Below are 13,107 nucleotides of genomic sequence, written 5' to 3' on the forward strand. Positions count from 1 at the left end.
AAATACCTGCGAAGGAGTACCCAAGGGTTAACTCTGTTTTTCGTGCGGGAATTTCAATGTCTGAAAAAAAAATAGAGCTGACCAAGTCTGAACAAATCGGCGATACACGTGATCATATTGCCGATCTGGTTAATGCGTCTGTTTCCGTCCTAAAAGAAGAAAACAAAAACGCGCTTTTAAAGCTGCTTGAGACGCATCACGAGTCCGATATTGCAGAAATGATTGCGCTACTCAATGGGGGGCAGCGTGAACAGTTTTTCGCGCTCATTGGTGAAGATCTTGCCCCCAGCGTGCTGGCAGAGCTTGATGACCATACTCAGGCATGGATTGCTGAACGGTTAGATCCTGAGTTTCTCGCAGCAGCTTTGCAGGAGCTGGAAACCGATGATGCTGTTTTTGTCCTTGGTGAATTGGATGATGATGAGCAGAAGGAAATTCTGGACTTATTCCCTGAAGGGGAACGTATTGTTCTTCAACGCTCCCTAGATTATCCGGATGAAAGTGCAGGTCGTCTTATGCAGTCCGATGTGGTGGCTGTGCCGCCATTCTGGACGGTAGGACAGGTGATAGATTACCTTCGCGTCACTGAAGATTTGCCAGATGATTTTTTGGAAATTTTTGTTGTTGATCCCACCCATACGCCACTTGGCATGGTCAAACTTAATAAAGTCATGCGTTCTGGGCGTCCGACTTTAATGCAAGAAATTCTGGACGATAATTTTACGCCAATTTCAGCTGAGCTTGACCGAGAAGATATGGCGCGGATGTTTGAACGCTATAATCTTGTTTCCGCGCCTGTTGTTGATGAAGACAACCGACTGGTTGGCGTGATAACAGCGGATGACGTTTTTGAGGTTATTACAGAAGAGGCAGAAGAAGATATTTTTCGCTTAGGTGGTGTGGGTGATGAGACTGTCGGCGATGATATGTTCCGCGCTATGCGTGGCCGGTTCTCGTGGTTACTGGTCAACCTCTTGACGGCTATTTTGGCCTCTATCGTTATTGGCGTTTTTGATGGCACGATTGAACAAATGGTTGCATTAGCTATTCTTATGCCGATTGTTGCCTCAATGGGTGGAAATGCGGCAACGCAAACATTAACCATCACAGTTCGTGCGCTGGCGACACGAGAATTGCTTGCCATTAACACCTTGCGGGTTATCGGACGTGAAATAGGGATTGGTCTGTTAAACGGTATTTTGTTTGCGATCTTGCTTGGTATTACGGGCTGGCTTTGGTTTGGTAGTGAGATGCTGGGTATTGTGCTGGCAATGGCGATGATTGTGAATATGTTTGTCGCGGGTTTGGCGGGCATAGTTGTACCTATATGGCTCAACAAGGTCGGTGTTGATCCTGCTATTGCTTCGGGTGTGTTTGTGACCACCATTACAGATATTGTTGGGTTTTTCGCTTTTCTGGGTTTTGCTACAATTTTCTTAATCTAATGGTAAAGAGACAAATGAGATTTTTAATTTCCGCAGTTTTAGCTTTTGGGTTTGTATTTGCTATGGCTCCCGGTTTGAAGGCCGAGTGGCGGAGTGGTGACTCTTTTTCTCAAGCCGTACCCGAGTCGGGTGCCACGGCATTGAATGGCGCGGTCTATCTGCTGAGCGGCTCATCGGGCACAGGTTTTAAGAGATTTTTCGAAGCTTATAACGTCGTAGAGGATGGTTGGCGTCCTTTGACACCCATTCCGGTTGACAGAACACAATTTTCTGTGGCTGCGGGGAGTGGTCAGATTGTCGTGACCGGTGGGCGCGTTGCGGGTACTTCGGAGTCGACAAATAGTAGTTGGATGTTCAGTTCGGCAAAGTCTTATTGGACGCAAATCACCCCTATGCCCGGTCGGCGTTATGAGCATATGTCTGCTATCGTCGGTAACTTCCTGTATGTGTTTGGAGGTGCCGGTGATGAAACAGATAAAATATATCGCTATAATCTTGGTTCAGGCGAGTGGTCGATTTTGCCAGGGACAATGCCAGTAACATTATCTCAGGCCGGAATTACAGTGGCAGACAATGACATCATTATAGCTGGTGGTATGACATCGACAGGACAGGCATCACGCGAGGTGCATGTTTTTAACGTCCAGTCGCTTGACTGGCGGCGCTTGCCATCCATACCATTAGGGTTAATCGCACCGGCACTAGGCGTTCTTTCAGATGGGGTTCATGTTGTCGGGGGGTACACAAATGAACCTCTGAAGACTCATAGCCGACATTATCTACTGGCTAGTAAGGCGCGTAAATGGCAGAACATAGAGCCATTACCTGAGGCACGTCATCATGCTGGCTATGCGGTTGTTGATGACCAACTGATTGTTATGGGTGGCGCTGTTGGCAGTGGTTTTTTTGCCCCGTTTACGGCAACAGACACAGTTTATATATTTAAGCCCTGATTTCCCAGTAAGGCATTTTGCCTGTTTCATAAAATCGTCTAGTTTGTTGATATGACTTTACACCTAATTAAGTTAGCCGCGCGTGCCACCGGCGTAGATGATCTCATTAATTGGCAGACCTATGTTAGAGAAACCCATGGAGAACTTTTTCATACCACGCGCATGATGCCCAAAAGGGTTAATGAATTGTTAGATGATGGGTCAATCTATTGGGTTATCAAGCGTAAAATCCGCGTGCGTCAAACTATCCTTGATATTCAACCTTTCACTGATGAAGCAGGTATTAAAAGGTGTCATATTTTTCTTGATCCCGAACTCATTGCAACCCGCCAGCAATCGCGGCGACCTTTTCAGGGCTGGCGATATCTGCCTGCGAGTGATGCGCCTGAGGATATGCCAATGGTAGCAGAGGGAGATGACGAGCTTCCTGAACATCTCAAGGCTGAACTTATGGCTTTAGGGCTTTTATAAATCTTTTGTTATCAAACAGGGCAGTTATCAATCAGTCGAATATCGCCAAGTCGTACTGCCGCCAGAAGACGTAAATTTTTTGTCTCTAGGTTTGGAGTCTTCAGCGTATCGGAATCTCTGACAGTGATATAATCAATTTCAGTAAAACCAGCTTCTTTAAGCTTTTGGATGGCTTGCGCTTCCAATGCGGGGAGCCGGCTTAAAGCCTGTGCTGTATGATAATCTTCACATAAAGCGCGCATAATTTTGTTTAAATTAGCGGCAGTTTTACGCTGGCTCTCACTGAGGTAGGCATTTCTTGAAGACATGGCGAGGCCATCAGCTTCACGCAAAGTGGGGCCTTGTAAAATCTCAATTTTCATATCGTGAGTGGCGACCATCTGCTTTATGACAAGCAATTGCTGATAGTCCTTCTCACCGAAAATGGCGGCGTCTGGTTGGCACAGCTCAAAAAGTTTATGTACAACTGTCACAACCCCGCTAAAAAAATGAGGGCGAGTCTCGCTCTCAAGTCCGTCCCCTAAATTGCCGGCTGGTAAAGATGCGGTTACCGCATCGCCATATATCTCTGAAGCATCGGGCATAAAGACAATATCTGCTTTGGTGCCTCGGAGTTTTTGTAAATCATCTTCAGTGGTGCGGGGATAAGCGTCAAAATCCTCCCCTTCGGCAAATTGCGTTGGGTTTACAAATAAACTAACAATGATTTTATCCGCTTGCGCCGAAATCGCCTCTACCAATGATAAATGCCCCGCATGAAGGGCGCCCATGGTTGGTACGAGTCCGACTTTCATACCAGCCTGTCGCCAGTTTTCGCGTTTAAGGGATAGTTCCCCACTTGTTGTGCAGACGTCCATCAGTATCGTCAGGGAGTTTCTTGGCCGTTAACATCGTCAATGACATAGGCATTGGCAATGCCACCATCTGCAAGATAGCTTGCGCCGGTAATGTATCCGGCATCATCGCTGAGGAGAAAACAGACCAACCCAGCTATTTCATCGGGTTTTCCAAGGCGTCCCATTGGAATATGCCGCCGTCGCAACTCCCATTTCGCCGTATCTTCAAAATAATGTGCTGTTCTGTCGGTTTTTACCGGGCCGGGTGCTACACAATTTGCTCGGATATTATGGCGGGCATGACTGATAGCAATTTCTTTAGTAAGGGCTTCTACCCCCCCTTTTGCCGTTGTGTAGGCAATCTGGGAAGTAGCAGAGGCTGCGTGTGCGACCACGGAAGACAGATTAACAATCGCGCCGCCTTGTTTCTCAAGATGTGGCAAAACAGCTTGGCAGGTGAGAAATACACCAGTGAGATTTACCTCCATCGTTTTTAACCAACATGGCAGAGGCGTTTGTGAAATATCGCCATCATCAGGCAGTAAAATAGCGGCGCTGTTGACAAGTCCGTCAATTTTTCCATATTTTTCAATAGCTTCAGCCATAATAGTTGTGATGAAATCAGGATCAGCAATATCTCCACTTAGACAAAGTGGATTATTAAGTAATTGATCTTCAGACAGCTTCAGAAGGGCTGTTTGATTGTGGTCTACAAGAACCGGATAGGCTTGCTCTTGCGTCAGGCGTTTGGCAAGTGCTTGACCCAGTCCACCGGCGGCACCGGTTAAAATAATCACCTTATCCTTTAAACCGCGCATTTTTTGTCCATTTTGAAGCTCGAAGTATTCCCAGCAACGATTTCAATAACATATATTCTGAGAAAAGCGGAATCGTTGTAAAAATATATACGCAAAGAGGTCGAAAATGGGCTTTTTTAATAACCAAAGTAAAAAAGAAACCGTTTACCCATACGTTATTGTCGTTGGCAATGAAAAGGGCGGGTCAGGCAAAACAACAACGGCTATGCATATCATGGCTGCGCTTCTGGATATGGGGTTTTCCGTTGGCTCGCTTGATATCGACTCTCGTCAAAAATCTCTATCCCGTTACATTGAAAATAGGCAGGCTTGGTCTTTAAGGTCTGGAAGAAGTGTCCCGATGCCTGAACACCAGATCGCCGACCCTCCTTTTGGTATCACCATCAAAGAACGCCAGGATTTCGAGCAAGAAAACTTCTTAAAAGCTATGTCTGGGCTTCGAACACGCAATCAATTTGTGATTGTCGATAGCCCTGGCTCAGACACTTACTTATCTCGGCTCGCGCATGCGTCGGCGGACACGCTGATTACTCCAATAAATGACAGTTTTGTGGATTTTGACCTGCTCGGTAAAGTTGACCCAGACACGCTTGAGGTTTTAGGCCCGAGTATATATTCCGACCTGGTCTGGGAATGCCGCAAAGCACGTATGCAGGCAGATAATGGAAAAATTGATTGGGTTGTTCTTAGAAATCGATATAGTCATGTTTATGCAAAAAACCGGAAAAGGGTCGAGGCCGCCCTTCAGGAATTGTCAGGTCGTTCGCATTTCAGATTATTGCAGGGTCTTTCAGAGCGTGTGATTTTCCGTGAAATGTATCCTGCAGGTCTCACCTTGCTGGATTTGACAACAGAGGAAGCTAATACCAGCCTCACTATTTCCCATGTAGCTGCTCGCGCTGAGATTTTTAATCTCATTCAGGGGCTTAATCTACCTGGCGTAAAAATATAATTTACACCTTTTCGTATCTTGCAAGATAGGGTGATTGTCTTACATAAACTTATAGTTGTATGATTAGGTTGCATGACAAAAATGGCACATAAAAACGGCAATAAAGATATTAAGCTTACCAGAATGCCTGTTCAGAGCAGTTCCACCCCCGGTAATCCCAATAATGATGACCGACAGGGTGGAGACGATGGCGGGGATGTCGTTATTGTTACGAAAACCAAGCCAAAAACCAAAAAACCATCTCTTTATAAGGTGTTATTGCTGAATGATGATTACACGCCGATGGAATTTGTTGTGCATGTTTTACAACGCTTTTTTAATAAAGATATCAATGAAGCAACCGAAATCATGCTTCACGTTCACCAAAATGGTGTCGGCATATGTGGCGTTTTTACATTCGAGGTCGCAGAAACGAAAGTGACGCAGGTAATTGACCTAGCACGTCAACACCAACATCCGCTACAATGCACTATGGAAAAGGAGTGATAAATGCCGGCATTCTCTAAAGGTTTAGAAACCGTTCTGCACACAGCCCTCGAACTGGCTAATGTGAGAAAGCATGAATTCGCAACTCTGGAGCACTTATTGCTTGCCTTGACAGAAGATCAAGACGCTAAAGCCGTCATTGATGCTTGCAACGTGGACATGAAGTTACTGCGGGATAATCTAACGGGTTATATTGATAATGATTTATCCGGGCTTGTGATGGATACAGATGAAGATTGTAAGCCTACGGCAGGTTTTCAACGAGTTATCCAGCGTGCAGTTATTCATGTTCAGTCTTCCGGAAGGGACGAGGTTACAGGTGCCAATGTTTTGGTGGCTCTTTTTGCCGAGAGAGAAAGCCATGCGGCCTACTTCCTGCAAGAGCAGGATATGACGAGATATGATGCGGTTAATTTTATCGCCCATGGCGTTTCAAAAAAAGCCGGTAGCAGTAATGCGGACATGGACAGAGAAAATGATGACGCTGATCCAGATGGTTTTATGTCCAGTGGTGAAACAGCGCTTGAAAACTATTGTGTCAATCTTAATGAAAAAGCCAAAGTCGGGAAGGTTGATCCGCTGATCGGGCGTCAACGCGAGGTTGAGCGTACCATCCAGATTTTATGCCGCCGCAGTAAAAATAATCCTTTGCTCGTAGGTGACCCTGGTGTCGGTAAAACAGCAATTGCAGAGGGACTGGCCCGAAAAATCATTGAAGGCGATGTGCCGGAAGTGCTTCAAGACAATGTTATTTTCGCGCTGGACATGGGCGCTTTACTTGCCGGTACACGTTATCGCGGTGATTTTGAAGAACGCATCAAGCAGGTTATGACTGAGCTTGAGGATATGCCGGAAGGAATATTGTTTATTGATGAAATTCACACTGTTATTGGTGCGGGTGCAACTTCGGGCGGGGCGATGGATGCTTCGAACCTCCTCAAACCATCTTTACAAAATGGTGGCCTCCGCTGTGTCGGATCAACAACTTATAAAGAATTCCGTCAACATTTTGAAAAAGACCGTGCGCTGGCTCGGCGGTTCCAAAAGATTGATGTCAATGAACCAAGCATTCCGGATACAATTAAAATTTTGCGTGGTCTGAAACCTTATTTCGAGGAATTTCACAATATCCGCTACACGAATGAAGCCTTGAAAACGGCGGTTGAGTTGTCAGCCAGATACATGACTGACCGGAAACTGCCGGATAAAGCTATTGATGTTATTGACGAGGTTGGCGCGTCGCAGATGCTTCTGCCGACGTCCAAGCGTAAAAAGACAATCAGTGTGCGTGATATTGAAAACACGATCTCGACAATGGCGCGGATCCCATCCAAATCAGTTTCCAAAACTGATACAGAAAAATTGCGCGACCTTGATAGCGGGCTCAAGCGCGTGGTGTTTGGTCAGGATGCGGCGATTGATGCATTGTCAGCAGCAATTAAGCTGTCCCGAGCCGGATTGCGTGAAGAAAACAAACCAATTGGATGTTATCTGTTCTCCGGCCCGACAGGTGTCGGTAAGACAGAAGTCGCTCGACAGCTCGCTGATATTATGGGCGTTGAACTTCTTAGATTTGACATGTCGGAATATATGGAACGTCACACTGTATCTCGGCTATTGGGTGCGCCTCCCGGATATGTTGGTTTCGATCAGGGCGGTCTCCTGACTGATGGTGTTGACCAGCATCCTCATAGTGTTTTGCTACTTGATGAAATTGAAAAAGCGCATCCTGATTTATTCAATATTCTTTTGCAGGTCATGGATAATGGTAGTCTGACGGATGCCAATGGACGTAAAGTCGATTTCCGTAATGTTATTTTGATAATGACGACGAATGCTGGTGCGGCTGATATGGCGAAAGAGCCGATGGGCTTTGGACGTTCCCTACGGGAAGGTGAGGATGAGGATGCCATCAAGAAGATGTTTGCGCCTGAATTCCGCAACCGCCTTGATGCCACCGTTCCTTTTGCCAATCTTCCGCCTGAGGTCGTCTACCGTGTGGTTGAGAAATTTGTTCTTCAGCTAGAAGCTCAACTGGCAGATAGAAATGTCATTATTCAATTAAGTCCTGAGGCGACTAAATGGCTCGCAAATCGTGGTTACGATAATCAAATGGGTGCGCGACCACTTGCACGTCTCATTCAAGAGAAAATCAAAAAACCGTTGGCCGACGAAGTACTATTCGGTTGCTTGACGCAAGGTGGTGTCGTCGTTGTGGATGTGGGCGAAGATGATGCCCTTTCCATAAGCTATAAGGATGATGCGCCAAAAAGCGATGAGGCCGATAAGAAGACCGAAAAAGTCTAAGCTGTCGTTTCAGAAATGAGTGGCCTGATTTTTTCGGCAATTTTTTCAAGTGCTTCAGGGGCTTCCATTTCCTTGGCATGAAAACCCAAATCAACCCCATCATGGCGTGGGATGATATGAAAATGTGTATGAAACACTGTTTGTCCTGCGGCTGAACCATTGAGTTGCGCCAGCATGACTCCCGGACATCCAAGGGCAGACTTTACGGCACGCGCAATTTTTTGGACATTTACAATCAGCTTTTGCGCCATCGCGCCATTGAGATCCATCATGTCACAAGCTTCTGCTTTGGGAATCACGAGGACATGGCCTTCGGCTTGGGGCATGACATCCATGAAAGCTAGCGTGTCGGCATCTTCATATATTTTCACACATGGGGCTTCGCCACGTAATATTTTAGCAAAAATATTGTCCTCATCATAATCACTCATCATTACTCTCCTTATTTGCTTTGTTTTGGATTTGATTTTCATCCTGTTTGAAAGGCGTGTAATTTTTCAGCGTTTCAATGTCTTGCTCAACATGACGCCTTTCATGCTCCAGGAAATTTTCAATTGCTTGACGAAAGCCGTCGTGGGGAATATAATGAAGAGAATATGTACGGCACGGTTCATAGCCTCGAGCAAGCTTATGGGTTCCCTGCGCACCTGCTTCTACGCGCTTTAGTCCCCGCGCAATTGCAAAATCAATAGCTTGATAATAACAAAGTTCAAAATGTAAGAAAGGGTGGTCTTCAATACAACCCCAATTACGCCCAAACAGGACATCACCACCTATGAAATTAAGAGCTCCGGCAATATACTTGCCGTCCCGCCGCGCCATGACCAGTAAGGTGTTATCGGGCATGGTTGAGTTAATATGGCTGAAAAAAGATCGGGTGAGATAGGCTTGTCCCCATTTTCGATTACTTGTATCGAGATAAAAGTCATAGAAAATGTCCCAGTGTGCCTCGGTTAAATCATCGCCCGTGAGCCATTCAACCTCTATGCCATTTTCCAGTGCACGCTGGCGTTCTTTTTTCAGATTCTTTCTTTTACGAGATGTTAGGCTCGCCAGAAACCCGTCAAAATTTTCAAAGTCGCGATTGAGCCAATGGAACTGTTGATCTGTACGTTGTAAAAATCCATGTGCACCCAAATCGTTCCATTCTTCTTCAGGGAGAAAATTAATATGCAAAGATGAGGCGTTAAATTGTCTTGTCAGCGCGATTAATCCCTCTGTGAGGGCAGCGCGCGCCATCTGTTCCTCAGGGCCTGGGCGTATTAACAGTCTTGGTCCACCTGCGGGTGTGAAGGGAATAGCACTTAAAAGCTTTGGGTAATATTGCCCGCCGGCACGATGCCACGCCTCAGCCCAGCCATGATCGAAAATATACTCACCCTGACTGTGTGATTTAAGATAAAGCGGGACAATTCCTGCAATCTGACCGGCTTCGCTACTTTCTATGATGAGATGCTGGGCCGCCCAGCCTGTCTCAGGTGTTGCCGAACCACTTTCCTCCAGAGCGAGTAGAAAAGCATGGTCGGTGAAAGGGTTATAACGTGCCGGATGTGGATTGGCGCAGGCGTTCCATTGGTCAGCAGGTATCTCAGCCACTTTGCTTACAGTGCGCAATATGGGGGGTTCAATATCACCCATTAATGAACCTCAAATATGGCGTCAATTTCGACAGCCCAACCCATAGGCAGGCTTGTTACACCAACTGCAGAGCGGCTATGTCGCCCGTTATCGCCAAAAAGTTCAACCATTAAATCTGAAGCACCATTAATAATTGCAGGGTGATGCGTGAAATTCGGCGTGGAATTAACAAAACCGCATAATCTGAGGCAGCGACCAAAGCGCGACCAATCACCATTTAGTGCGGATTTCACCTGAGCCAGTAAGTTTAATGCTGCAAGTTGGGCAGCACGCTGCCCGTCTTCAATTTCAATAGTTTCACCCAGTCGGCCTTTAATGGCATCACCTGAAGCCGTAACAGGGCCTTGGCCCGAAATCAGCAATAGATTGCCGGTTTGTGTATAAGGTAAATAATTCGCTACAGCCGATTTTGGCGCAGGAAGGATTAGACCGAGTTGTTCAATTTTGTCTTCAGGATTTGTCATTATGTTTCCTTAATTGGTTTATTTTTTCCTGCGATTAAGAGACCGCCCTTTAAGAATTGTCTCATGACCAAATTTAATTCGAATTTTGTCCATAGCCAATTCAGCTTGTAGGTTTCTTTTATCCGTTGAAACCAAATCCGGTGTGTCTGCGAATTCTGCCTCAACAAGTCCCGTAACACCAATACCGATTAGTCGGTAGGCAGTTCGAGGGTTGTTTTGGAGTTCTGCGTTAAGCAAATCATTTCCAGCACTGAAAATTCTTTCAGCCATACAGGTTGAAACAGGGAGAGTGCGGTTTCGGGTAAGCGATTTAAAATTGCCGGTTTTAAGTTTTAGAACAACAGTTTTGCCACCCTTGCTTGCTTTTTTACATCGCGAGGAAACTTTCTCGCTTAAATGCCAGAGGGTTTGGGAAAGGCTGTCTGCATCAGAAATATCTTTATCAAAAGTCGTTTCTGAAGAAATGCTTTTAGCTTCCCGTTCCGGGGAAACAGGCCTGTCATCCAGTCCGCGAGAAAGCCTGAATAAATGTTGCCCGACATTGCCATATTGCTTTAGTAAAAATTCTTCGTCCAGCTTTTGGAGATGTCCTATTGTCTTCACACCATTAGCTGAAAGTTTTTTCTGCATGGCCTTTCCGACACCCCAGATTTTTTCAACCTGCATAGGCGCAAGCCGGTCAAGTGTCTCAGATTGTCCGATGACTGTGAAGCCGTTCGGCTTATCAAGGTCAGAGGATAATTTAGCCAAAAATTTATTGTGACTGAGACCCACAGATACGGTTATGCCGACATTTTTACGGATGTTTCTAACGAGATTTAGAATTGTTTCAGCCGGTGTAAGGCCATGAAGTTTTTCTGTCCCACGCAGATCCAGAAAAGCCTCATCAATAGAGATAGGCTGGACGAGGGGAGTTAATTTCTTCATCAATTCTCGGATTTGGTATCCCGCTTCTGCATATTTTTCCATTTGCGGTTTTATGACAACGGCATCAGGGCATAATTTTAATGCTTTAAACATTGGCATTGCAGAATTTACGCCTCGAATACGCGCAATGTAACATGCGGTAGATACAACACCCCTTTGCCCGCCGCCAATAATGACAGGCTTATCCTCCAGTTCAGGGTTATCACGTTTTTCAATGGCTGCAAAAAATGCATCACAATCAATATGGGCAATGCCAAGGTCAAAAAGCTCAGGATGAAACAGCAGGCGAGGGCTTTTACAACTGGGGCATCTTGTAGGTTTTTTGTCAGCCCGAGGGCTTTTAATGCGTATGCCACAGTCACGGCATAAGCCAGTGATAGCAGAGGGTTTTGACTCTCGTTTGGAGTGGGGTTTCGGCATATTCTATTCTTGCGAGAGCTGTGCTGAAATTCAAGCACTAGATATAGCTCATCAAAATATATCTGCTTAACTTAGCCTGTGAGTTTATCCAGTATCCAAGCCTGAGCTTCCTGCCATTGGTCAATTCTGGCAGAGGCGCCTTCCGCTGCCCCAATGAGTTTTGATAAACGCGGGTCAGCAATCATATGAATACGCCCAGACGTTGGAACATATTCGGCAACCGAATTGATATTATGAGGAATGTCATCCAAGAAGAATAAAGGCGCATTGATTTTCTCGCCGAGGCTTTTAACCGCCGGGCCTTTAAGACCAGAGCCAACAATAACAGGATAATCCATGCCGTGCTTTGACAGATTTATCTGGCGTTCGCTTTTTTGTGCTAATGGCAGATTAGTCAGAATGATAACTTGTGCTTCCTTACTGAGAGCGTTCAAAGCTTCCGCTGCGCCTTCCACGGGGGAGAAGTTTAATGTTTCGGCAGCAAAAAAATCATCAATGATATTTCTGTTCGTCATATCGACGGCTTCGTCGCTACCCTTATATTTAATGTTTCCCTGCAATCTGAAACTGCTCAAATCAATCCACATATCATTGCGATCAAGATAAATTTCAAATTGGCGCATAAATTGAAGTAGAACCTCGTCTGCATCTGAAATGACAAGCGGGCGATCAGGATCAAGCTCCAATGTTTCAATTTGGTTAGAGATTTCTTCGGATAGCATATAACTCATTTAACTCCGTAATTACCCCCAATCGGGAGCGTCACCGCCAGGAAGATGGCGTCTGAAATGAACTGGTTCTTCTGGGTTCATATCATTATCGTCACAAAATTGTGTAAGTAATTCTTCATGACCGAGCATGAAGTCCATCACGCCTGCTAGAAGCTCTGCCAGAACTGCCGGATTGCCTATTTGATCCAGTATATCCTGAATTGCCATGCCGCTTTGTAATGAAAAACTGTTCATCGCGTCTTCATTGCCTGCCATCCATGTCAGCATATTAAGGGCAAGAATTTCAGCTGTTTCCTGTTGTGCCATATTTTGTCTTATCGAGTCGGGAATTCAAAATGATACATTACTCCAGATAGCGCAAATTCACGATGTAACAAAATATATGAGGAGAAAAGAACAATAAAAAAGCCGGACGGAACCGGCTTAATGCTTATTGGGTCAAAGAGATTTAATCAAATTTATTTGATTTTACCTTCTTTAAATTCAACATGCTTACGGGCAACGGGGTCATATTTCCGAACAACCATTTTTTCCGTCATGGTACGTGCATTTTTCTTGGTAACATAGTAATACCCTGTGCCTGCCGTACTTTCGAGCTTAATCTTAACTGTTGTTGGTTTCGCCATAAGCTTTCCCCAAGATGATTGCCTAAATTAGAT

Annotated in this window: 15 protein-coding genes; 6 read left to right on the top strand and 9 right to left on the bottom strand. The window is 45.5% G+C overall.

Going from position 1 to position 13,107, the window contains the following annotated elements:
• Window positions 1-56: 56 nt before the first annotated feature.
• The 3 genes from mgtE to RS24_RS00660 are packed head-to-tail and all read left to right on the top strand — an operon-like array spanning window position 57 to window position 2,869.
• A complete protein-coding gene (gene mgtE, locus RS24_RS00650; RefSeq protein ID WP_021776240.1) occupies window positions 57-1,445 on the top strand; it encodes a magnesium transporter in 1,389 nt (462 codons plus the stop codon).
• A gap of 14 nt (window positions 1,446-1,459) precedes the next feature.
• Entirely contained in the window at window positions 1,460-2,398 is a 939-nt protein-coding gene (locus RS24_RS00655; protein ID WP_038300396.1) for a Kelch repeat-containing protein, read from the top strand.
• 51 nt (window positions 2,399-2,449) lie between these two features.
• Window positions 2,450-2,869: a DUF1489 family protein gene (locus RS24_RS00660; RefSeq protein WP_021776242.1), complete on the top strand. Its 420-nt coding sequence runs from the start codon at window positions 2,450-2,452 to the stop codon at window positions 2,867-2,869.
• Between the two features lie 11 nt (window positions 2,870-2,880).
• Here the strand turns inward: RS24_RS00660 and panC are convergent, their stop codons facing one another.
• Together panC and RS24_RS00670 are read right to left on the bottom strand one after the other, a co-directional pair.
• A complete protein-coding gene (panC, locus tag RS24_RS00665) occupies window positions 2,881-3,726 on the bottom strand; it encodes a pantoate--beta-alanine ligase (protein WP_021776243.1) in 846 nt (281 codons plus the stop codon).
• Between the two features lie 8 nt (window positions 3,727-3,734).
• A complete protein-coding gene (locus RS24_RS00670; RefSeq protein WP_021776244.1) occupies window positions 3,735-4,523 on the bottom strand; it encodes an SDR family NAD(P)-dependent oxidoreductase in 789 nt (262 codons plus the stop codon).
• 106 nt (window positions 4,524-4,629) lie between these two features.
• On the opposite strand from RS24_RS00670, the gene RS24_RS00675 reads away from it, so the two are divergent.
• From RS24_RS00675 to clpA, 3 genes are all read left to right on the top strand, one after another.
• Entirely contained in the window at window positions 4,630-5,475 is an 846-nt protein-coding gene (locus RS24_RS00675) for a division plane positioning ATPase MipZ (protein ID WP_021776245.1), read from the top strand.
• 123 nt (window positions 5,476-5,598) lie between these two features.
• On the top strand, window positions 5,599-5,961 hold the full coding sequence (clpS, locus tag RS24_RS00680; protein ID WP_108912104.1) for an ATP-dependent Clp protease adapter ClpS: 363 nt from the start codon (window positions 5,599-5,601) through the stop codon (window positions 5,959-5,961).
• 3 nt (window positions 5,962-5,964) lie between these two features.
• Window positions 5,965-8,268 (top strand): ATP-dependent Clp protease ATP-binding subunit ClpA, encoded by a 2,304-nt coding sequence (clpA, locus tag RS24_RS00685; RefSeq protein ID WP_021776247.1) that lies wholly within the window; start codon window positions 5,965-5,967, stop codon window positions 8,266-8,268.
• On the opposite strand, the gene RS24_RS00690 is transcribed toward clpA, so the two are convergent.
• From RS24_RS00690 to rpmG, 7 genes are all read right to left on the bottom strand, one after another.
• Window positions 8,265-8,702 carry an HIT family protein gene (locus RS24_RS00690; RefSeq protein WP_038300401.1) on the bottom strand — a complete coding sequence of 146 codons (438 nt, stop codon included), beginning with the start codon at window positions 8,700-8,702 and terminating at the stop codon, window positions 8,265-8,267. The two genes, clpA and RS24_RS00690, sit on opposite strands and share 4 nt — an antisense overlap.
• Window positions 8,692-9,906, bottom strand: a complete 1,215-nt coding sequence (locus RS24_RS00695; RefSeq protein WP_021776249.1) for a GNAT family N-acetyltransferase — start codon at window positions 9,904-9,906, stop codon at window positions 8,692-8,694. The genes RS24_RS00690 and RS24_RS00695 overlap by 11 nt, the downstream gene beginning before the upstream one ends.
• The gene (locus RS24_RS00700; RefSeq protein ID WP_021776250.1) at window positions 9,906-10,370 is read right to left on the bottom strand and encodes a RidA family protein; all 465 of its coding nucleotides are present in this window, start codon (window positions 10,368-10,370) and stop codon (window positions 9,906-9,908) included. The genes RS24_RS00695 and RS24_RS00700 overlap by 1 nt, the downstream gene beginning before the upstream one ends.
• 18 nt (window positions 10,371-10,388) lie before the next feature.
• Window positions 10,389-11,717: a DNA polymerase IV gene (locus RS24_RS00705; RefSeq protein ID WP_021776251.1), complete on the bottom strand. Its 1,329-nt coding sequence runs from the start codon at window positions 11,715-11,717 to the stop codon at window positions 10,389-10,391.
• Between the two features lie 71 nt (window positions 11,718-11,788).
• Window positions 11,789-12,448, bottom strand: a complete 660-nt coding sequence (locus tag RS24_RS00710) for a hypothetical protein (RefSeq protein ID WP_021776252.1) — start codon at window positions 12,446-12,448, stop codon at window positions 11,789-11,791.
• Between the two features lie 12 nt (window positions 12,449-12,460).
• Window positions 12,461-12,754, bottom strand: coding sequence for a DUF3572 family protein (locus RS24_RS09600; protein ID WP_021776253.1), 294 nt, complete (start codon window positions 12,752-12,754; stop codon window positions 12,461-12,463).
• 152 nt (window positions 12,755-12,906) lie between these two features.
• Window positions 12,907-13,074 carry a 50S ribosomal protein L33 gene (gene rpmG / locus RS24_RS00720; protein WP_021776254.1) on the bottom strand — a complete coding sequence of 56 codons (168 nt, stop codon included), beginning with the start codon at window positions 13,072-13,074 and terminating at the stop codon, window positions 12,907-12,909.
• Window positions 13,075-13,107: the final 33 nt, after the last annotated feature.

The organism is Candidatus Micropelagos thuwalensis (assembly GCF_000469155.1).
Taxonomy (GTDB): Bacteria; Pseudomonadota; Alphaproteobacteria; order RS24; family RS24; genus Micropelagius; species Micropelagius thuwalensis.